Annotated in this window: 18 protein-coding genes; 11 read left to right on the forward strand and 7 right to left on the reverse strand. The window is 70.5% G+C overall.

The genetic code is table 11. The annotated features are described in order from the left end of the window. Positions 1-39: 39 nt before the first annotated feature. Positions 40-456: an organic hydroperoxide resistance protein gene (locus ACH4YL_RS18940; RefSeq protein ID WP_398508501.1), complete on the reverse strand. Its 417-nt coding sequence runs from the start codon at positions 454-456 to the stop codon at positions 40-42. A gap of 99 nt (positions 457-555) precedes the next feature. Between ACH4YL_RS18940 and ACH4YL_RS18945 the strand changes: the two genes are divergently transcribed. After that, a complete protein-coding gene (locus ACH4YL_RS18945; RefSeq protein WP_398508502.1) occupies positions 556-1,062 on the forward strand; it encodes a MarR family winged helix-turn-helix transcriptional regulator in 507 nt (168 codons plus the stop codon). Between the two features lie 153 nt (positions 1,063-1,215). Beyond that, on the forward strand, positions 1,216-4,449 hold the full coding sequence (locus ACH4YL_RS18950) for a patatin-like protein (protein WP_398508503.1): 3,234 nt from the start codon (positions 1,216-1,218) through the stop codon (positions 4,447-4,449). A 77-nt stretch (positions 4,450-4,526) separates the two neighbouring features. On the opposite strand, the gene ACH4YL_RS18955 is transcribed toward ACH4YL_RS18950, so the two are convergent. After that, positions 4,527-5,966: a S1 family peptidase gene (locus tag ACH4YL_RS18955; RefSeq protein WP_398508504.1), complete on the reverse strand. Its 1,440-nt coding sequence runs from the start codon at positions 5,964-5,966 to the stop codon at positions 4,527-4,529. Positions 5,967-6,096: 130 nt separating this feature from the next. Continuing rightward, positions 6,097-6,477 carry a cupin domain-containing protein gene (locus tag ACH4YL_RS18960; RefSeq protein ID WP_398508505.1) on the reverse strand — a complete coding sequence of 127 codons (381 nt, stop codon included), beginning with the start codon at positions 6,475-6,477 and terminating at the stop codon, positions 6,097-6,099. Between the two features lie 90 nt (positions 6,478-6,567). On the opposite strand from ACH4YL_RS18960, the gene ACH4YL_RS18965 reads away from it, so the two are divergent. After that, positions 6,568-7,395, forward strand: coding sequence for a polysaccharide deacetylase family protein (locus ACH4YL_RS18965; RefSeq protein WP_398508506.1), 828 nt, complete (start codon positions 6,568-6,570; stop codon positions 7,393-7,395). 23 nt (positions 7,396-7,418) lie between these two features. Here the strand turns inward: ACH4YL_RS18965 and ACH4YL_RS18970 are convergent, their stop codons facing one another. Both ACH4YL_RS18970 and ACH4YL_RS18975 read right to left on the reverse strand, forming a co-directional pair. Continuing rightward, positions 7,419-7,604, reverse strand: a complete 186-nt coding sequence (locus tag ACH4YL_RS18970; RefSeq protein WP_398508507.1) for a hypothetical protein — start codon at positions 7,602-7,604, stop codon at positions 7,419-7,421. A gap of 25 nt (positions 7,605-7,629) precedes the next feature. Continuing rightward, the gene (locus ACH4YL_RS18975) at positions 7,630-8,304 is read right to left on the reverse strand and encodes an AIM24 family protein (protein ID WP_398508508.1); all 675 of its coding nucleotides are present in this window, start codon (positions 8,302-8,304) and stop codon (positions 7,630-7,632) included. 81 nt (positions 8,305-8,385) lie between these two features. Here ACH4YL_RS18975 and ACH4YL_RS18980 point away from each other — a divergent pair, with 81 nt between their 5' ends. The 6 genes from ACH4YL_RS18980 (at position 8,386) to ACH4YL_RS19005 (ending at position 15,056) form a co-directional block, all read left to right on the forward strand. After that, a complete protein-coding gene (locus ACH4YL_RS18980; protein WP_398508509.1) occupies positions 8,386-9,102 on the forward strand; it encodes a peptidyl-tRNA hydrolase in 717 nt (238 codons plus the stop codon). Between the two features lie 109 nt (positions 9,103-9,211). Next, on the forward strand, positions 9,212-9,976 hold the full coding sequence (locus ACH4YL_RS18985; RefSeq protein WP_398508510.1) for a DUF4142 domain-containing protein: 765 nt from the start codon (positions 9,212-9,214) through the stop codon (positions 9,974-9,976). A 162-nt stretch (positions 9,977-10,138) separates the two neighbouring features. Further along, the gene (locus ACH4YL_RS18990; protein WP_398508511.1) at positions 10,139-11,446 is read left to right on the forward strand and encodes a DUF692 domain-containing protein; all 1,308 of its coding nucleotides are present in this window, start codon (positions 10,139-10,141) and stop codon (positions 11,444-11,446) included. 5 nt (positions 11,447-11,451) lie between these two features. Next, positions 11,452-12,423, forward strand: a complete 972-nt coding sequence (locus ACH4YL_RS18995) for a TIGR04222 domain-containing membrane protein (protein ID WP_398508512.1) — start codon at positions 11,452-11,454, stop codon at positions 12,421-12,423. Between the two features lie 118 nt (positions 12,424-12,541). After that, positions 12,542-13,318: a TIGR04222 domain-containing membrane protein gene (locus ACH4YL_RS19000; RefSeq protein WP_398508513.1), complete on the forward strand. Its 777-nt coding sequence runs from the start codon at positions 12,542-12,544 to the stop codon at positions 13,316-13,318. Positions 13,319-13,454: 136 nt separating this feature from the next. Next, positions 13,455-15,056, forward strand: coding sequence for an alpha/beta hydrolase (locus ACH4YL_RS19005; RefSeq protein ID WP_398508514.1), 1,602 nt, complete (start codon positions 13,455-13,457; stop codon positions 15,054-15,056). A gap of 94 nt (positions 15,057-15,150) precedes the next feature. Here ACH4YL_RS19005 and hemQ read toward each other — a convergent pair whose 3' ends face one another. Together hemQ and hemG are read right to left on the reverse strand one after the other, a co-directional pair. Then, a complete protein-coding gene (hemQ, locus tag ACH4YL_RS19010; protein WP_398508515.1) occupies positions 15,151-15,864 on the reverse strand; it encodes a hydrogen peroxide-dependent heme synthase in 714 nt (237 codons plus the stop codon). A 23-nt stretch (positions 15,865-15,887) separates the two neighbouring features. Then, a complete protein-coding gene (hemG, locus tag ACH4YL_RS19015) occupies positions 15,888-17,306 on the reverse strand; it encodes a protoporphyrinogen oxidase (RefSeq protein WP_398508516.1) in 1,419 nt (472 codons plus the stop codon). Positions 17,307-17,485: 179 nt separating this feature from the next. Between hemG and ACH4YL_RS19020 the strand changes: the two genes are divergently transcribed. Both ACH4YL_RS19020 and ACH4YL_RS19025 read left to right on the forward strand, forming a co-directional pair. Beyond that, positions 17,486-18,433 carry a DUF4349 domain-containing protein gene (locus tag ACH4YL_RS19020; protein ID WP_398508517.1) on the forward strand — a complete coding sequence of 316 codons (948 nt, stop codon included), beginning with the start codon at positions 17,486-17,488 and terminating at the stop codon, positions 18,431-18,433. A gap of 27 nt (positions 18,434-18,460) precedes the next feature. Further along, positions 18,461-19,837, forward strand: a complete 1,377-nt coding sequence (locus ACH4YL_RS19025) for an FAD-dependent oxidoreductase (protein ID WP_398508518.1) — start codon at positions 18,461-18,463, stop codon at positions 19,835-19,837. The last annotated feature ends 14 nt before the right edge of the window (positions 19,838-19,851 follow it).

The following is a 19,851-nucleotide window of genomic DNA, read 5'->3' on the forward strand; positions in this document are numbered from 1 at the left end:
CCCGGCGGCTGATCGCGGCCTGAGGCCGCGGCCGTGCGACTACTCGATGACGAGCTCGATCGGCAGGTTGCCGCGCGTGGCCTTGGAGTACGGGCAGTACGCGTGGGTCTTCTCCAGCAGGTCGCGGCCCGCCTCACCCTGCAGGTGGTCCGGGAGCTCGACGCGCATGATCACGGAGAGGCCGAAACCGCCGTCGGCGGCGTCCTTGCCGATGCTGACCTCCGCGGTGACCGAGGCGTCCTTGACGTCGATCTTCTCCTGGCGACCTATCGCGCCCATCGCGCTGGCGAAGCACGCCGCGTAGCCGGCGGCGAAGAGCTGCTCCGGGTTGGTCCCCTGGCCGTTGCCGCCGAGCGACGCCGGGAAGGCGAGTGGCAGGTCGATCTGGCCGTCGGAGCTGACGGCACGGCCTTCGCGGCCGTTGGCGGTGGCGACAGCGGTGTAGATCGCGTCCATGAGTTGCATCCCTCTTCGTCCGTTGGGAACCGACGTCCGTAACTATGACACGCAATTCAGTTGTGCACAACTCAGTGGTGCGCAGGTATGCTGTTCTCCATGGAGAAGACGACGCTGACACAGGTGCCTGACGAGGACTTCCTCCGTCTCGACCACCAGATCTGCTTCTCGCTGCACGCCGCGTCACGGGCCTTCAACGGCCTCTACCGCGCCGTCCTGAAGGATCTGGGACTCACCTACCCGCAGTACCTGGTGATGCTGGTGCTCTGGGAGCACGGCGAGCTGCCCGTCAAGCAGATCGGCGAATATCTGCGCCTGGACTCGGGCACGCTGTCGCCGCTGCTCAAGCGCCTGGAGACGACGGGCTACGTGGAGCGCAGGCGCAGCCAGGAGGACGAGCGCTCCGTCACCGCCCGACCCACGGCGGCGGGCGCGGCACTGCGCGAACAGGCCCTCACCGTGCCCCGCAGGATCGGCCGGGCCACCGACATGCCACTGGAGCGGATCCGCGCGCTGCGCGCCGACCTCGCGACACTGACGGCAGCGCTGGACGCGGCGACGCTGCAGTTCGCGGGCGGTCTCGGCGAACTCAGCGAAGACGACTGAACGCCGTCGTTCCTCGCGGGCCGGAGGGGACGGGTACGCCGCCTGCATTCGGGTGAGCGTCTCATCGCGCCTGTTGCGACAGGGGGATTCCGGGCGGGCCGTGGATAGCCTGACACTTCGTCGTGCCGGAGCAGTCCGACTCGCGGGAGTGCCATGAACGCTGCGACACCACCCGGATCCACGTGGAAAATCAGCGAAGTCGGCCTTGGAACGCAGGAGATTCGCATCGCGACCGCCATGACCGGGGGCGTGAGCCTGGCGATCTGGATGGGTGGCGTCGCGCGCGAGCTGAACCTCCTGCAACAGGCGTCATGGCGCAGGCACAAGCAGCCGAACAGCGACTTCGACAGGACACTCGTCGATACGAAGCTGCCCGACGGCAAGGTGCGCAATCTCTATGCCCGGCTCCTCGATCTGCTGGATGTCGACGTGTCCATCGACTTCCTGTCCGGCACCAGTGCCGGCGGAATCAATGGCGCGCTGCTCGGTGTTGCGCAGGTCAACTCACTTGACCTGCAACCGCTTCGCAAGTTCTGGATCGATTCCGGCGCCTTCGAGACGCTGCTGCGCGATCCGAAGCAGAAGAAGCCACCGTCGCTGCTGCAAGGCGACGGCGTGCTGTTCACCGAGCTGCTGAACGGGATCAGCAAGCTGCCGGAAGTGGAAGAGCCGTACCGGGCCCCGTCTGTCGCCGGCGAAGCTCCCGGTACGCAGCGGAGAACCAGGCTCTTCATCACCACGACCTTTCTGACAGGAGAGACCGGCCGGTTCACGGACACGTACGGGACGCTCGTGCCGGATGTCGACCACCGCGGCCTGTTCACCTTCGACGAGAAGGCGCTCGCTTCTTCAGGCGCGTTTGACGCGGTGTCACTGGCGGCCCGCAGCAGCGCGTCGTATCCGGCCGCGTTCGAACCTTCGTTCGTGCCGTACGAAGACCCCGTACCCCGGTCGAAAGCATCCCCCGCACGCCCCGCGATGCGAGCTCATGCCAACATCACCCGGGCGCACTGGACGTCCGACGGCGGCCTGCTCGCGAATCGGCCGATCAACCCGTTGCTTCAGAGCATCTTCGACCGTCCGGCCGAGCGGCAGGTGAGGCGAGTTCTGCTGTACGTCGTGCCGTCTCCGGATGGATCCCCCGATCCGGTTGCCGCTCCTGCGCCGGAGACCTTCGACACTCCGCCGACGCTTGCAGAGGCACTGCTCAAGGATCTCGGCGCTGTTCTCAGTCAGTCGATCAGCGCCGATCTCCGAGCTCTGAGGGAACACAACGACCGCGTGGACTCACTGCGGGACACGCGCCGTCGCATGGCAGAAATCGGCGCCCTGCTCGCACCACACCGCCTGATGACCGACCCGATGCTCGAGGACTACCGCAGGCGTGAGGGCAGCTGGCTGGTCCGGCCGGTGATCGACGCTCTGATGCGCGTTCTCACCACGAGGCCGCCCGAGAAGCTCCTCGCCAAGTGGCAGACCGCCCTCGAACCGGGACCCAGCGCGGAGGAGTCGTGCAGAGCTGCCGCCTCAACGGCGGTGTCCGCAACCTGGGTCAGGCCCGAAGCGGGCGACTACGCGGCACTGGCAAATTTCGGCAGGAACGCCTTCGACGGCGCCAAGGCGACCGCTCTCTCGATGCTGCAAGCGGCCTACGCCTGCTATCCCGAGCTGCAGTCCTCACTGGCCGAGAGGATCAGCGCACTGGTGCACCGGGCTTTCGTCCCGGCGGCGCGACCCGATCTGGACCAACTCGCCGAAGCCGCCGTGAACGCCGGCCACAGCGTGGAATCAGACCTGTCGGAAGTCGCGTCATCGGCAGCGAGGGCCTATGCGAAGGCCCTGGTCCAGCCGGACGACGTTCAGGGCACAACGTTGGCGATCGGCTGGCAGCAGCTCGCTTCGGCCGTGGAGACGTTACGAGACATGGTCCCCGCAGCCGGTACACCACCGACTGTCGCCATGGCGCCCGCACAGGAGCGGCTGGCGACAGGTCTCGGAACGTACCTGGAATTCCTCCCTGTCGGCGCGGACGCCATCGCGCTTGCGCTGTTCGACCTCCAAATCGCCACGCGCTCCGTACTTCCCGTCGGAGTCGAGGTGGAGCAACTGGTCGAGCTCATCCAAGTCAGCGCCGATACGCGCTGTCTTCTCGCACCTCGCCGCGCTACCGCTGCCGCCAAGCTCACCGGACGGCAGATTCACAACTTCGGCGCCTTCTACAAGTCCTCGTGGCGGGCGAACGACTGGGCCTGGGGCAGGCTGGACGGTGCCGGCTGGCTTGTCCATCTGCTGCTCGATCCGCGGCGGATGCTCGTCGTCGCCAAGCGGAACGGGCAGGCCGCGGGGTCGAGGAGCGCCTGGTTCTACGAGCAGTTGTTCGAGCTGACGGGCGGCCGGCTCCCATCCGGCCGACTGAACGATTCGACGCCCCTCACCCCACAACGCGTCCTTGACGAACTCAGCTGCCTCGACGAGCCGGGGACCGATCTTCCGCCGTGCCTGCCGTTGACAGCGCTGTGGGTGGCCCGGAGCTGGCAGCGCTGGATTGCGGCCGAGGAACTGCCCGTCGTGGCTACCGAGATGCTCAAGACACCGTCGAGCAGCAGCAGTGAATGGGCAGTCGATGTGCTCAGCGCCGCCGGACGGCTGCCGACCGCGCTGGCGGCAACACAGTCAGCGGTCGCCACTCTGAAAACCGGCCGGATCCGTCGCAGACTGAGAAACCGGATGGCCGCGGTCACCGCCGTCGGCGCGGTGGAGATTGTGGATCCACTTCCGATCGCCGCGAGGCTCGCGGACTGTCCTGTGCCCGACGAGACATTCGCGAAGGAGCGCGGTGAGCCGCTCCTCACCCGTACGCTCAGCAAGTCCCTGGCCGTGGCCACCGCCGCGTTGACCGCAGTGAAGGAACCGCCTCCGGCCGTCAGGCCGTTCTTCTCGTCCGCGCGGACCATCACCCTGGGCGGCTACCGGGTCTCCTCTCTTTCGGGTGGCGCACCGCGTGCCTCAATCCTTCTGGGCGCGGCCTTTCTGGCCATCGGCCTCGTCGGCGTCTTCCTGGAGTCCACCGTCGCCGGCGTCAGCGGAGCAATTCTTTCGGGCGTCGGCGCTCTGCTGCTCTCACTGGGCGTCTGGGGACTCGGCCGACGCGCAGTACAGGCCTTCCTCGCGATGCTGGCGGCGCTCAGCGTGACCTTCCTGGTGGCCTTCCGCGACTGGTTGTTCGGCGACTGCAGGGAGGAATGCACCAGCAGCAACATCGGTGTCGTCGGCCGGAATGTGCTGCCCTGGCTGGGCGGTTCCTGGTGGCACGGCCTGGCGGCGCTCGCGGCGGTGATCGTGCTGGGAGCGCTGCTCGGCGGCGGACTCCGGCTGCGGAAGCGATAGCGGGCGCGCGCCGGACGTACTGCGCCCCGGACATCCGCCGATGCCCGGGGCGCACTGCTGCGTGAGGACCGCAGGCGTCAGTTGTGGCCGCCGTCGCCGGCATCCTCGTTGCCGCCGGCCTCGTCCGCTCCGCCGGCACCGTCGTCCGCGGCACCACCGTCGCCCGCATCGGCACCGCCGTCGGCCCCGGCACCGCCGTCGGCCCCGGCACCGCCGTCGGCCTCCACGCCGCCGTCGGCTTCAGCGCCACCGTTGGCGTCGGCACCACCGTTGACATCAGCACCGCCGTCGTCGCCGTCGCCCGCATCGGCACCGCCGTCGGCCTCGGCTCCGCCCGCGTCGGCTCCGGCGTTCTCCTCGGCGCCGCCCGCGGCGTTGTCGTCGCCGCCGCCCGCACCGCCGTCGCCGATCTGCGCGCCGAACGCCTCAAGGGCCGTCGTGACCGGCTGGAAGAACGTCTCGCCGCCGACCGTGCAGTCTCCGCTGCCGCCCGAGGTGAGGCCGATCGCGCTGCCGTCCTGCGTGAAGAGCGCGCCGCCGCTGTCGCCGGGCTCGGCGCAGACATTGGTCTGGATGAGGCCGGTGACCGTGCCCTCGGGGTAGTTCACGGTGGCGTCGAGGCCGGTGACCTCGCCGTCCTTGAGACCGGTGGTGCTGCCCATACGGAAGACCTGGAGGCCCACCGCCGCTTCGGCGGCCTGGTTGATCGCCACCGTCTCGCCGTTGCCGAGGTCGACCTCGCTCGGGGCCTCGGTCGCCGGGTCGTCGTACGTCACCAGCGCCAAGTCACCGTCGCCCGGGAACGTCGCCTCCTGGACGGTTCCGATCGGCTCGCCGTCCGCCTCCTCGGACCACTGCTCGGCGGCAACGCCGCAGTGGCCGGCGGTCAGGAAGCCGGGAGCGCCGTCCTGCGTGGTCACGTTGAAGCCGAGCGAACAGCGCGCTCCGCCGCCGAAGATGGCGTCGCCGCCCTCGAGCAGGGGCTTGAACTCGCCCTTGGACTTCTGGATCCGGGCCACGCCGTCGTCCAGCGAGTCGACCGTCGATTCCAGTCTGTTCCACTTGTCGCCGGCGACCGTACGGTCCGCCGTGACCACGATCTGGTTGGTCCTCGGGTCGACGGCCCAGGCCGTGCCGGGGATGGTGGCCCGCTGGGCCAGCGTGCTCGCGGCGGTCGTCAGCGTGCGCGCGCTGTTCTGGACACTCCTCGCCACCGCGCCGGCCTTCTTGACCTGGACGATGACGTTGTTGTTGTCGCCCACGACATTGACGACGAGCTGCTGCTTGTCGGCGTCGTAGTACGCACCGCCGTAGGACTCGCCCAGCTGCGCGCCGAGCTCTTCGAGGAGTTCCGCCGCGGACGCGGCGCTCATCCTCTTCGGGGCCGAGCGTGCCTCGGACCCGGATTCGTCCTGTGAGGCGTAGGCCTGGGGCAGCAGCACAGCCGCCGCGGCGATGCCCACCGCCCCGGCTGCCGCCAGGATGGCCTTCCTCTTCGGTATTCGCCTGTGACTCAACTCGTCGCCTCCTGTAGGGGGGTACGGAGTCCGGTTGCCGATGGGAACCGGGGGACGCGTCCGCCGGTTGATACGGATGGGACGCGTGTTGTACTCATCGCGACTGCGAAACAACATTCCTGACGGAGCGTCAGGAGATTCCTGAGGCCGACGACCGGGTGATGGTGAGTCCGGGACGACGGCGATGCGCCGTGACGTACACGAGCCCGTCCTCCCCGGCGTACAGCGCCCGGTGAGTCCCGCGCGGCAGCCAGGCGACACAGCCCGCGGCCAGCTCCTGCCGCTCACCGTCCGTCACCAGCCCGCCGCTGCCGGCCAGTACGCAGAGCAGCACATCCAGCTCCGGCTCGACATGGCCGTCGACCCGGTGGCCGGGCCGCAGTCGTATGAGGTTGGAGTCCATCTGCCGGTCCGCCTGGGACAGCCGCCATACGGCTCCGCCCTGGTCGGGAGGTACGGCGAGCAGATCGGCCAGGGAAGCGAGGACGCCTGACGTCGGGAGCGGTGCCATGCGTGGTGGTACGCGAGCGGTCCAGGCGTTGTTCAGCGGAAGACAGCGCGGCTCATATGATCCGACGGAATGATCAGTTACTTTCCGTCAATGAATAGTTTTGTACGAAGATTTACGGCTGTTGCCGTCTTGGGCACCGCGCTGGTGGGCTGCGGCAGCGAGAGCACCCAGGGCCCGTCTCACGCCGCACGGAAACCCTCTCCCGGCAGGGCGGTGGCGACCGTCGCACCCGGCCCGGGCGGCCTGACACCCGTGTTCGCACGCGCGACGGTGACGATGGCCGAAAAGACGGTCGCGCTCACCTTCGACGCCGACATGACCGCGGGGCAGGGACCGCGAGCGGCGCGCGGTGAGCGATTCGACAACCCCGCGCTCATCAACTCACTGCGAAGACTCAACGTCCCGTCGACCGTATTCATGACCGGGCGCTGGGCCGAGCAGTACCCGGACCAGGCGAAGGCGATCGGCAACGACCCGCTCTTCGAGATCGCCAACCACTCGTACAGCCACTACGCCTTCAAGTCCCCCTGCTACGGGCTGCCGACGGTCGACAGAAACGACATGCGCGCCGATGTGGAGCGGGCCTTCGCCGCGTTCAGAAAGGCAGGGGTGCGCAATGTGGTGCCGTACTTCCGCTTTCCCGGCGGCTGTTACGACGACGCGGCGCTGCGCGCGATCGGCCCCGCGCGGGTGACCGCGGTCCAGTGGGACGTCGTCAGCGGCGACGCCTTCGCGACGGACGCGGACGCGGTCGCCGAGCAGGTGCTCGCCGGGGTGAGACCGGGCTCGCTGGTGGTGATGCACTGCACCCGCAGCGCGGCGCCGGTCACCGAGCAGGCGATCCGGAAGATCGTCCCGGAACTCCGGCGACGCGGCTACCGCCTAGTGAAGGTCTCCGAACTGATGCGGGCCGGCTAGGAGCTGTCGTCCGGATCTTGCCGTCAGCCCGAGCAGGCCGTGCGCTGGGCTTCCTGCCATTCGCAGACGGGGCAGAGCGTGCTGCCCTTCACCGACTCCGGATACTCCGTGGGCGCACGGCACAGCACGCACTCGGCGAAGGGCCCGTCGCCCGCGGGCTGCTCGCCGGCGGGCGCGGGACCTGGCGTCTCGCAGTACGGCTCGTCCATGCGTACGAGGTTAGCCCGAACCGTTTCAGTGGGCCGACGCCTGTGGAGTGAGCTCGCTGGGCCGTACGATCACAAACCCCTCGCCCTGGAGCATCAGCTGAACCGCCTCGCCCGAACCGCCGCGGATCATCGAGCCGACGGACTGCGAGCGGTGCAGTGAGGTGTGGAGCTGGGCGCTCCAGCCGACGACCGCGTCCGTGTCGACGTACACGGGCTGCTGGCCGGTGACCGGGATCACGATCGGATTGCCCTCGCAGATGATCCCGAGCCGTCCGTAGCCGGTGAAGAGGCTGTTGAAGAGGCCGCCGCCGGTCATTCCGGCGCCCTTCACCGTCTTGATCTCGTACGAGAGGGTGGCGTCGAAACAGAGCACATTGCGGCCGTTGATGGTGAGCGCGTCACCCTGGTCTATGTCGACGATGAAGCAGTTGGCGGCCTCGTGCGCGAACCACGCCTCGCCCTGGCCGCGCACCGCCATGAGCGGCAGGCCCTCGCCGGTGACGGCGCGCTTGAGCATGCCGCCGAGGCCCTGGCTCTTGCGCTCGAACTGGAGATTGCCGCGGTAGGCGATCATCGATCCCTGTCGCGCGTGCATTTCGCCGTTGACGGCGTACTTGATCGACTTGGCGTTCTGCAGGACCATGCCGGGGGCGGTGGCCGGCTGCGCCATGTTCTCCGATGCGAAGAGATCACTTTTCATGGTGTGCATCGTGGCCCGGACGCATCCGTTCCGCCAACAAGCCCGACAACTCGGGCCGGTCGGGCTGGCAGACTTGGCGGTGTGAGCAGCGACGACATCCGCCCCGACAGTCCCTTCCGGCACGAGACCACCGCCCGTGACGAGGCTCCGCAGTTTGTGCTGCCGCTGGTGGTGCGCATCGAGAAGGCCGAGCCTCCGGCCCGTACGGACGCGCTGGAGGCCGGCGCCCGGGCCGTGCTCACCATCCTGAGCGACGAGCGGTCGTCGGCCGAAGGTGAGTGGGCGCAGGCGATACGGGACTGGCAGGACGCACGGATCCGCAAGGTGGTGCGGCGGGCGCGCGGCGCGGAGTGGCGCAAGGCCGCCGCGCTGCCCGGCATCACGGTCACCCACGGGACGGCCGAGGTCCGGGTCTTCCCGCCGGTACCGCTGGACGGCTGGCCCAAGGAGCTGGCGAAACTCCAGGTTTCCGGCACCGATCTGGACGACCCCGAGCCGCCGGCCGCGCCGGATGCGGCGGGCCCGGTGCTGTGGCTGAGCCCGGAGCTGGACATGTCGGCGGGCAAGGCGACGGCACAAGCCGGACACGGCGCCCAACTGGCCTGGTGGGAGCTGTCGGAGGCGGACCGCAAGGCGTGGCGCGAGGCCGGGTTCCCGCTGGCCGTACGTACGGCGGAGGCCGGTCGGTGGCCGGAACTCATCGCTGCCGGGCTGCCCGTGGTGCGCGACGCGGGGTTCACGGAGATCGCTCCGGGGTCCTGCACGGTGGTCGCCGACCATCCGTCGCTGCGCGGCTGAACGCTGCGGGCCCGCGTTACGTACCTCTCAGTACCGCCAAAGAGATTGAATCCCGATTCCGTTGGCGGTTTGTTGCCGTGTAGCACATCGGCTCTGGAGGCACATTTTGTTGCGGCGCATCAACGGGACAGCTCTCATCATCGCGGCACTGGTCGCCACGGTAGGCGCTCTCGCGTTCCCCGTATGGTCCTACGCGGACCGTTCCGGCACGGGGCAGGACAACCTCAACGCCTCGACCGTGGCGACCCAGTGGGGTCCTCTTTCAGCCACAGACCGCGACTTTCTGGTGAAGGTCCGGCTCGCCGGGCTCTGGGAGCTGCCCGCCGGGCAGCAGGCGATCGAGCGCGCGCCGAGCAAGGCGATCAAGGAGGCGGGCGACCACCTTGTGGTCGGCCACACCGATCTCGACAAGCGGTCCCGCGACGTCGCGGCAAAGCTCGGCGTCGAGCTGCCGAACCAGCCGACCGAACAGCAGCAGGGCTGGCTGCGGGAGATGTCGGCGGCGACCGGCCAGGAGTACGAGTACAAGTTCGCGAACCTGCTGCGGGCCGCGCACGGCAAGGTGTTCTCGCTGGTCGCGCAGGTCAGGCACACCACCCGTAACACGCTGATACGGCAGCTCGCGAGCGACGCGAACATCACGGTCCTGGACCACATCACCATGCTCGAGGCGACCGGGATGGTCGACTTCGACGCGATCGCCAACGACGCGGCCGGTCTGACCACGGCGAGCCCGACGGGTCCGCCGCCGCCCAACGGGAACCTGCCGCCGGCTCCGGCGCCCGCGGAGCCGACCGGGAACGAGCAGAAGTTCACCTCGCGGCCGTCCACCGGGCCTGGGGCGCCGACGGCGATCAACACCGACCGTCCCTGAGTCCGAAGTCCCCGAGTCTCTGAAGTCTCTGAAGACGGTTTGGCCGAGAAGGAACCTCAAATCAACCTCTGAACGTCCCCTCCTCTGGATTCACCGCCGTCCGGCGGGGCCATAGGTCCTGCACGCACCGTCACACGGCGCAGTGGGCAGAGGAGGGGACCCATGAAACTCGGTATCGGAATCGGCTGGCGGCCGGAGATCGCGGACGCGGTGGAGGCACTGCCTGGCGTCGACTGGGTCGAGGTCGTGGCGGAGAACGTCTGCCCGGGCCATCTGCCCGCCTCGCTGGCCCGGCTCCGCGCCCGCGGCACCCGGATCGTCCCGCACGGCGTCTCGCTGGGCCTGGGCGGCGCGGACCGCCCGTCCGAGGAGAAGCTCGGCGAACTGGCCAAGACGGCGACGGCGCTCGGCTCGCCGCTGGTGACGGAGCACATCGCGTTCGTACGGGCCGGCGGCCTGCTCACCGCGTCCCCGCAGCTGGAGGCGGGCCATCTGCTGCCCGTCCCGCGTACCTGGGACGCGCTCAAGGTGCTCTGCGAGAACGTCCGCATCGCACAGGACCTGCTGCCGGTGCCGCTGGCGCTGGAGAACATCGCGGCGCTGATCGCGTGGCCGGACGAGGAGCTCACGGAGGGCCAGTTCCTCGCGGAGCTGGTGGAACGTACGGGCGTGGGCCTGCTGATCGACGTGGCGAACCTGCACACCAACCACGTCAACCGCGGCGAGGACCCGGCGACGGCGCTCGACGAACTGCCGGTCGAGGCGATCGCGTACGTCCATGTCGCCGGTGGCATGGAACGCGAGGGCGTCTGGCACGACACCCATGCCCACCCGGTCACGGAACCGGTCCTGGATGTCCTGAGGGACCTCAGGTCCCGGGTTTCGCCGCCGGGCGTCCTGCTGGAGCGCGACGACGACTTCCCGCCGGCGGAGGAACTGGCGGCGGAACTGGAGACGATCCGGGCGGCGGCCAAGCTCTCGGCGCCCGCGGCCGCCGCGCCCGCCGAAGGTGCAGCCCGTCCGCAGCAGCCCGCCCGCCCGCAGGGCGAGGCCCCGGACCCCGGTGCCCGGGAGCGGGTTGCCATCGCGCAGGCCGCCCTGTTGTCCGCCCTGGTCGCCGGGACTCCCGCACCCGAGGGGTTCGACTCGCAGCGCCTCGGCGTGCAGAGCCGGGCGCTGGCCGCCAAGCGGGCCGATGTCGTGGGCAAGGTCGCGCCCGAGCTGCCGGAGATCCTCGGCGACGGGTACCGGCCCGCGTTTCTCGGGTATGCCAAGTCCCGCCCCATGCGCGCCGGTTACCGCCGCGACGCGCTCGACTTCGCCGAGCAGCTGCTTGTCGCCGGCCGGCCCGCGGACGACGACGCCCGCCGGCGGCTGACCCAGTGGTGGGAGGAGCGGGCCGCTCCTCATCCGCCGCGGCGCGGCGGCCGGTTCGTACGTGCGGCACGGGCCGCACTGGTGAGGAGATGACCGGGATGATCGTTCTCGCTGTGTTGGTCTATCTCGCTGTCGGCGCCTCGTCGGTCGCGCTGATCGCCAAGGTCGGCGCCTCCGGGCGCAGCCGGACCGGTGGCGTGCTCCACGACGTCTACGAGGCCGCCTTCCTCGGCGGCGGCCCGGCCCGCGTCGTGGACGCGGCGCTCGCCGGGCTGCATGCGGACGGGCGGCTCGTGATCGGCGGGCCCGGCATCGTCTCCGTACGGCAGGCAGCCGCCCGCGATCTTGTCGAGCGCGCGGTCTTCGACCAGCTGGCCGCCGCGCCGACCGGTGCTCTGCACACGCTGCGCCTTGCGGTGATGCGCAGTCACGCCGTGCAGGAGATCGGCGACGGACTGGCCGCCCGGGGCCTGATGGTGCTGCCGGGAAGCAACCGGTCGCTGACCGGGTGGGGCCTGACGCAGGGCGTCCTGTGTCTCATCGGGTTCCCGGTGTCCTTCGTCCTGACCATCATCGCCGGGAAGCCGCTGTTCCTCGCGCTTGTCATGCCCGTCCTCATCGGCGGCCTGGTGATCGGGTTCGTGACGGCGGCCCGGGCCCGTCGCCGGATCACTTCGGCGGGCCGGGACGCGCTGCGTTCGTACACGGCCCAGTACGCCACGGCGTACTCCGCGGCCAACGTCGTCGCGCTGTACGGCCTGCGCGCCGTGCCGGATCCCGCGCTCCAGGCGCAGCTGATGGCGGCGGCGAGGATCCCAGCGGCGCGCACCCACAGCACACACAGTGCCTACAGCTCCTCGGATCCGTACACCGCGGCCGTGGTGTGGTGCGCCGGTTCGAGCCCGGGATCCGGCTCCGGCTGCGGCGGCTCCTCCGGCTCGAGCTGCGGCGGCTCCTCGGGCTCAAGCTGCTCGGGCTCCTCCGGTGGCTCCAGCTGCAGCAGCTCTTCCGGAGGTTCGAGCTGCAGCAGCTCCTCCGGCTCCAGCTGCAGCAGCTCCTCGTCCTCCTGACCACTGCTGCCCCGGCCCTCCCACGGACCGCGCGCGGTGGGTCACGGACCGGCAACACCGAGTCCGCATAGTGAACAAACCGTGGCGCACCGGCGTACTTCTCGCGTAGAACTCGGCCATGCTCTGGTTCCTTCTGCTGTTCACCGCCTGGGCCGCGGCCGGTCTCAGCTGTGCCAGGCTCTGCATCGCCTCCGTCGCCTCCGCCCGGCCCACACGCCCGGCGCCGGCGGCGAAACGGGAGCTGAGCCTGTACGAGGCCGCGTTCCTGGCGGGCGGCCCGCAGCGGGTCACCGAGCTCACGCTGGTCTCGATGCACCGCCGCCGCATGCTGCTGCTGGCGCACACCGGCTGGGCCACCGTGGTCGATCCCGACGGCGAGGACGAGCTGGAGCGCTCGGTCATCGGGGCCATCGGTCCGGCGGGCCAGGCGCGGATAGCGGCGGTACGCGCCGCGGCGTCCGCCGCCGATGCCGTACGCACACTCGCCGACCGGCTCGTCCACGCCGGGCTCGCCGTCCCCGACGCGGCCCGGACGAATGTCGCGTCCGCCGTCCGCACCGTGCAGGCCGCGACCGTGCTGACCTTGGCGCTCGCGGCCACCGCTCTGCTGATGCTGCCTCAGGACCACGCGTCCAGAGGCCCGGTGCTCGCCTGGTTCGTCCTGCCGCTGGTGCTCACCCTGGGCAGTCTCGCCATCGCGCGGATCGAGGTCCATCCGTACGCCCGCTGGGCGTCGCCCGACGGGCAGCGGCTGCTCGGCACCCTCGCCGACCACGGCCACGGCGGTGAGCGTGCGGTTCTGACGGCAGTCGCGGTCCGCGGCGTCGGCGCGCTGGACGATCCGCAGCTGCGGGCGGCGCTGGCGAGCGGGCGTACGGCGCATCGGAGTCATTGACCGCGACACCGCACACCGGTGCTTTACATGACTAATGGCGCCGCCAAGGATCCCTTGCGTCCCACGGCCGAGGGCGTGTCATCCGGCCCGATCCGAAAGACACGCCCCAAGCCGCCGCACGCACGAAGGGAACGCGATGAGGGCAGCGGCGAAGTACGGGGCCGTGACAAGCCTCGGCACCTTGGTCATCACCGCAGTGGCGATCGCTCCGGCCGGCGGCACCACCACCGCCGACGCCGAGTCCCACGGAACGGCGGTCGCCGCCGACCGCGCGGCCGCGGCCGGCATCTCCTTCGGCGTCTGCCCGAAGGCCGAGATGCTGCCCGCGAACATCAAGTGCGGCACGGTCAAGGTCCCGCTCGACTACGCCGAGCCGTCGGGACGTCAGATCTCGCTGACGGTCAGCCGCGTGCGGGCGAGCGGCAAGCCCGCCGAGTACCAGGGCGCGTTCGTCTACAACCCCGGCGGCCCCGGCGCCTCCAGCATGTACTTCCCGATGGCGGCCCAGCTGCCCGAGTGGCAGCGGATCGCCCGGGCATACGACATCGTCGGCTACGCGCCGCGCGGGGTGGCCCGGTCGGCGCCGCTGTCCTGCGAGGACCCGGCCGGCTTCGCCAAGACCCCGACGCTCGCGCCGGTGCATCCGTCCACCTCGGACAAGCTGGAGCGGATCGCGCAGGCGAAGGCGTACGCGCAGGGCTGCGCGCGCAGGACGGGCCCGGCGCTGCGCCACTACACCTCGCTCAACAACGCCCGCGATCTGGACGTCCTGCGCGCGGCGCTCCGCCAGGAGCGGCTGACCTTCATGGGCGCTTCGTACGGCACGTACTTCGGTGCGCTGTACGCGACGCTCTTCCCGTCGCACGTACGGCGCATGGTCTTCGACTCGGCGGTGAATCCGGTGCCGGACCAGATCTGGTACCGCAACAACCTCGACCAGTCGCTGGCCTTCGAGGGCCGGTGGGCGGACTTCCGCGCCTGGGTCGCGAAGCACGACAGGACGTTCCGCCTCGGGGCAACGCCCGAGGAGGTGGCACGCAGCTACGAGAAGGCGCGCGCCAGGCTCGCGGCGAAGCCGGCGGGCGGCAAGGTCGGGCCGGGACAGCTGCATGCGGCGTTCCTCGGCGCCGGCTACTACGACGACTACTGGGTGCCGCGCGCCACCGCGCTCTCCGAGTATCTGAAGGGCAATGAGAAGCCGCTGATCGCACAGGCCACGCCGCGGCCGGAGGGCGCGCACGGCGCGGAGAACGCCAACGCCGTCTACACCGCCGTCGAGTGCAACGACGCGCCCTGGCCCACCGAGTGGGACGTGTGGGACCGGGACAACAGCCGGCTCGCGCGCATCGCGCCGTTCGAGACCTGGGACAACGCCTGGATGAATCTGCCGTGCGCCTTCTGGTCCCAGCCGCGACAGCAACCCGTCGACGTCCGTACGAAGCGGGGTGCGCTGCCGCCGGTGCTGATCCTGGCGGCCGAGCGGGACGCGGCGACGCCCTATGCGGGCGCGAAGGAGCTGGCGCGGCGGCTGAAGGGCGCGGTGCTGATCACGGAGGAGGACGCGGGCACGCACGGCATCGGCGGCGGCGGCAACAAGTGCGTCAACGCACACATGGAGAACTACCTGCTGCGCGGTGAGACGCCGGTGCGGCGCGCATCGTGCGCGCCGCACCCGGAGCCGGACCCGGTGTCGCTGGACCGCCGCGCGGGGCAGCCGAAGCTGCCGCACGCCGTCTGATCTTCCGGGTCCGAGGAGGCCGGGTCCGCACACTGCGGGCCCGGCTTCCGTGGTCTTTCGCGAGGTCTTCGCGGGGTCTTTCGCGAGGCCCGACCTACGCGAGGCCCGCCACGAGCTCGGACACCGACTTGCGGCGGCCGGTGTAGAACGGCACCTCTTCGCGGACGTGCATGCGGGCCTCGGAGGCGCGCAGATGACGCATCAGGTCGACGATGCGGTACAGCTCGTCGGCCTCGAAGGCCAGCAGCCACTCGTAGTCGCCGAGCGAGAACGAGGCGACCGTGTTGGCGCGCACGTCCGGGTAGCCGCGGGCCATCTTGCCGTGGTCGGCGAGCATCCGGCGGCGGTCCTCGTCGGGCAGCAGATACCAGTCGTACGAGCGCACGAAGGGGTAGACGCTGACGTAGTTGCGCGGCGTCTCGTCGGCCAGGAAGGCCGGGATGTGCGACTTGTTGAACTCGGCGGGCCGGTGCAGCGCCATGTTCGACCAGACCGGCTCGAGCGCCCGGCCGAGCCGGGTGCGGCGGAAGAGGTTGTACGCCTCCTGCAGCTCGTCCGCGGTCTCGGCGTGCCACCAGATCATGAGGTCGGCGTCGGCGCGCAGTCCGGACAGGTCGTAGGTGCCCCGGACGGTCACGTCCTTGGCGGCGAGCTGGTCGAACAGCTCCTGGACCTCGTCGGCGTAACCGGCGCGGTCCTCGGGCAGCAGATCGCGCAGCTTGAAGACGGACCACAGCGTGTACCGGATGACCTCGTTGAGGTCCTTGGCCTTCTTGCCGGCGTTCGGGATCTTTTCTGGCGCACTCATGCGGCCATTGTCCCGCGCCTGGATCAGCCGCCCGCGGCCAGGGTCGGCGTGGCGAGGATCTCGTCGGCCGCGCGCTGCCCGTCGGCGATGCAGGCAGGGATCCCCACACCGTCGTACGCCGCGCCACAGACCCGCAGCCCCGCCAGCTTGGCGACCTCCTCGCGGATGCGGGCGACCCGCGCGAGATGCCCGACCGGATACTGCGGCAGTCCGCCGATCCACCGGGTCACCTCGCTCGCGACGGGCCTCGCCTCGAGTCCGGTCGCGGCGCCGAGGTCGCGCAGCGAGACGCCGACGAGCTCGCTGTCCTCGCGGTGCAGATGCTCCTCCTCGCCGTACCGGCCGATGGAGGTGCGCAGCACGAAGAGATCCGATGAGCCGTCCCCGACCCAGCTCCACTTCTGGCTGGAGAAGGTGGACGCCTTGATGGTGCGGCCGTCGACGGGCGGCACCAGGAAGCCGCTGCCGTCCGGCATTCCGGGCAGATCCGAACGCCGGAAGGCCAGCGTGACCAGTGTCATGGAGGCGTACTCGATCCGGCCGAGCTCGGCTGCGGCGGCCGGTGACTCGGCGGCGAGCAGCGCGGACGCGGACCAGGCGGGTGCCGCGAGCACCACTGCGTCGGCTTCGATGACGGACTGGTCGGTGCGGATCCGCCAGCCGTCCTCCGCACGGCTCATCCCGATGACCGGTGTCTCGGTGCGGATCTCGCCGCCGGCGGCGCGCACGGCGTCGGCGACGGCTCCGGGCAGCGTGCCGACGCCGCCCTCGATGCCCATGAAGACGGGCCCGGTCTGCTGCTGAGCCTCGGCCTTGCGCTGCAGGTCCCGCACGCCCTCCAGGAGCGAATGGCGCCTCTTCGCGGCCTCGAAGAGCTGGGGAACGGCGGCGCGCATCGAGATGCGGTACGCGTCACCGGCGTACACGCCGCCGAGCAGTGGCTCGACCAGCCGGTCCACGACCTCGCGGCCGAGGCGTTCGGCGACGAACGCGCCGACGGCGACATCGTCACCGAGTTCGGCCGGCGCGAGTTCGCGTTCCTTCCCGATGCGGGCGACACCGTCCGGCGAGAGCAGTCCGGCGAGAGCCGCGGGGTCGCCCGGCACGCCCATCACATGGCCCTTGGGCATCGGGCGCAGCGCGTCGCGCGTCCAGACGGATGCGGTGGAGGTGGCGGGCGGCTGAAGCCGGTCGGCGAGGCCGGTCGCGCGGGCCAGTTCGACGGCCTCCGGGCGGCGGGCGAGCATCGACTCGGCTCCGAGGTCGACCGGGACGCCCTCGATGGTGCCGGCCTGCAGCTTGCCGCCGAGACGCGCGGTGGCCTCCAGCACGGTCACGCGCACTCCGGCCGAGGTGAGCCGGTGTGCGGCGGCCAGACCGGCGATGCCGCCTCCGATGACGACGACATGGCCCGGGTCCACAGGGCGAGGGGAACGCTGCATGTCCCCACTGTCTCAAACGGTCTTTGACTGTCCGACACAGGCTTCGGCCGCGCGAGACCCGTTCCGAGACCCGTTCCGAGTCCCGACCGTGACCGGTTCGGGACCGGAATACAGCAACCGCCCCACCTGCCCGTTCGTCGAACCGGCATCACTCACCATTGAGTCCTTGGGGGGCCTCCATGCGTGCTCGACGTACGTTCGCGGCGCTGTTCCTGACCGCCGCACTCGCCCTGGCCGGCTGCAGCAGCGGCGCGGACGACGCCGCGTCCGACAACTCCGGCGACAGCAAGGCCCAGAGCGCGGCCAAGCCGGGCACCGAGATGGACGCGGCGGCAGGGCCGGCGGCCGACGGCCAACAGGGGACGGCGAAGGACAAGATCTCGGTCGCGCCGACCCACATCATCCGCACCGCCGAGCTCCAGGTGGAGGTCAAGGACGCGCCCAAGGCCCTTGCCGACGCCCGTACAACGGCCGAGAACGCGGGCGGCCATGTCGCCAACGAGTCCACCGAGCGGATCGACGACACGCATGTGACCTCGCGGATCGTGCTGCGCGTCCCGCAGGACCAGTACGACGAGGTGCTGAGCGATCTGGCCGGCGCGGGCAAGCTGCTCTCCCGCAAGGCCGACGCCAAGGACGTGACCGATCAGGTCGTCGACGTGGAGAGCCGGATCGCAACGCAGCGGGCGAGCGTGGCGCGCGTACGGACGCTGATGGACCGGGCGGAGAAGCTCAGCGACATCGTCACGCTGGAGGGCCAACTGAGCAGCCGCCAGGCCCAGTTGGAGTCGCTGCTGGCCCAGCAGGCCGCGCTGAAGGACCGGACGACGATGGCGACCATCACGCTCGCGCTCTCCGAGAGCGAGAAGAAGGAGGCCAAGAAGGAGGACGACGACCCCACCTTCCTGGACGCGCTCGGCGGCGGCTGGGACGCGCTGACGGCATCGGTCCGCTGGATCACGGTGGCGGTCGGCGCGGTGGCTCCGTTCGCCGCGGCGTTCGCGCTGCTGTACGCGCTGTGGCGCTGGGTCGTACGGCCCCGGCTGCCGCGCCGGCCGGCCACTGAGCCCGCGGCACCCGCGCCCGTGCCCGGCCCTGGCCCTGGCCCTGGCCCTGGCCAGGACTGAACGGCCGCTGCCCCGTAGCGTGTTCCCATGGCAACACAGCGGCTGGTGGTCATCGGGGGCGATGCGGCGGGCATGTCCGCCGCATCGCAGGCACGCAGGCTGAAGAACCCGGACGAGCTGGAGATCGTCGCGTTCGAGCGCGGCCACTTCAGCTCGTACTCGGCGTGCGGGATTCCGTACTGGGTCGGCGGCGATGTGACCCGGCGGGACGATCTGATCGCCCGTACGCCGGCCGAGCACCGCGAGCGCGCCATCGATCTGCGGATGCGTACCGAGGTCACGGAGATCGACGTCGAGGGCGGCCGGGTGCTCGCACGCGATCTGGAGACCGGCGACGAGGCCTGGACGGGCTACGACAAGCTGGTCGTCGCGACCGGCGCCCGCCCGGTCCGGCCACCGCTGCCGGGCATCGACGCACCCGGAGTGCACGGGGTGCAGACGCTCGACGACGGCCAGTACCTGCTGGACACGCTCGATGCCGTCGAGGGCCGGCGCGCGGTCGTGGTGGGCGCGGGCTACATCGGCGTCGAGATGGCGGAGGCGCTGCTGAAGCACGGCTTCCAGGTGACCGTGCTGAACCGCGGCGAGCAGCCGATGGCCACGCTCGACCCGGACATGGGCCGCCTCGTCCACCGGGCGATGGACGGCCTGGGCATCACGACCGTGGGCGGCGCGGAGGTCACCAAGATCCTCACCGGCGACGACGGCCGGGTCCGCGCGGTGGCGACCCAGGACACGGAGTACCCGGCCGATGTCGTGGTCCTCGGCATCGGCGTCGAACCGGAGACCACGCTCGCCCGCGCCGCCGGCCTGCCGCTGGGGGTGTACGGCGGGCTGCTCACCGATCTCGCGATGCGGGTGCGCGGTCACGAGAACATCTGGGCCGGCGGCGACTGCGTGGAGGTGCTCGACCTGGTCTCGGGCCGGGAGCGCCACATCGCGCTCGGCACGCACGCCAACAAGCACGGCCAGATCGTCGGCTCGAACGTCGGCGGCGGCTACGGCACCTTCCCGGGCGTCGTCGGCACGGCGGTGAGCAAGGTCTGCGACCTGGAGATCGCCCGCACGGGCCTGCGCGAGAAGGACGCACTCAAGGTCGGCCTGCAGTACGTCACGGCCACCGTCGAGTCCACGAACAGCGCGGGCTACTACCCGGGCGCGACCCTCATGACGGTCAAGATGCTCGCGGAGCGCCGCACCGGACGGCTGCTCGGCGTCCAGATCGTCGGCCGCGAGGGCTCGGCGAAGCGCGTGGACATCGCGGCGGTGGCCCTGACGGCCGGCATGACGGTGGAACAGATGACGCTGCTCGACCTGGGCTACGCGCCGCCGTTCTCACCGGTCTGGGACCCGGTCCTGGTGGCGGCGCGCAAGGCGGTCACGGCCGTACGCCAGGGGATCTAGGGCCTGCTTCCCGA

The sequence above is a fragment of the Streptomyces sp. NPDC020681 genome, assembly GCF_044334895.1.
GTDB lineage: Bacteria > Actinomycetota > Actinomycetes > Streptomycetales > Streptomycetaceae > Streptomyces.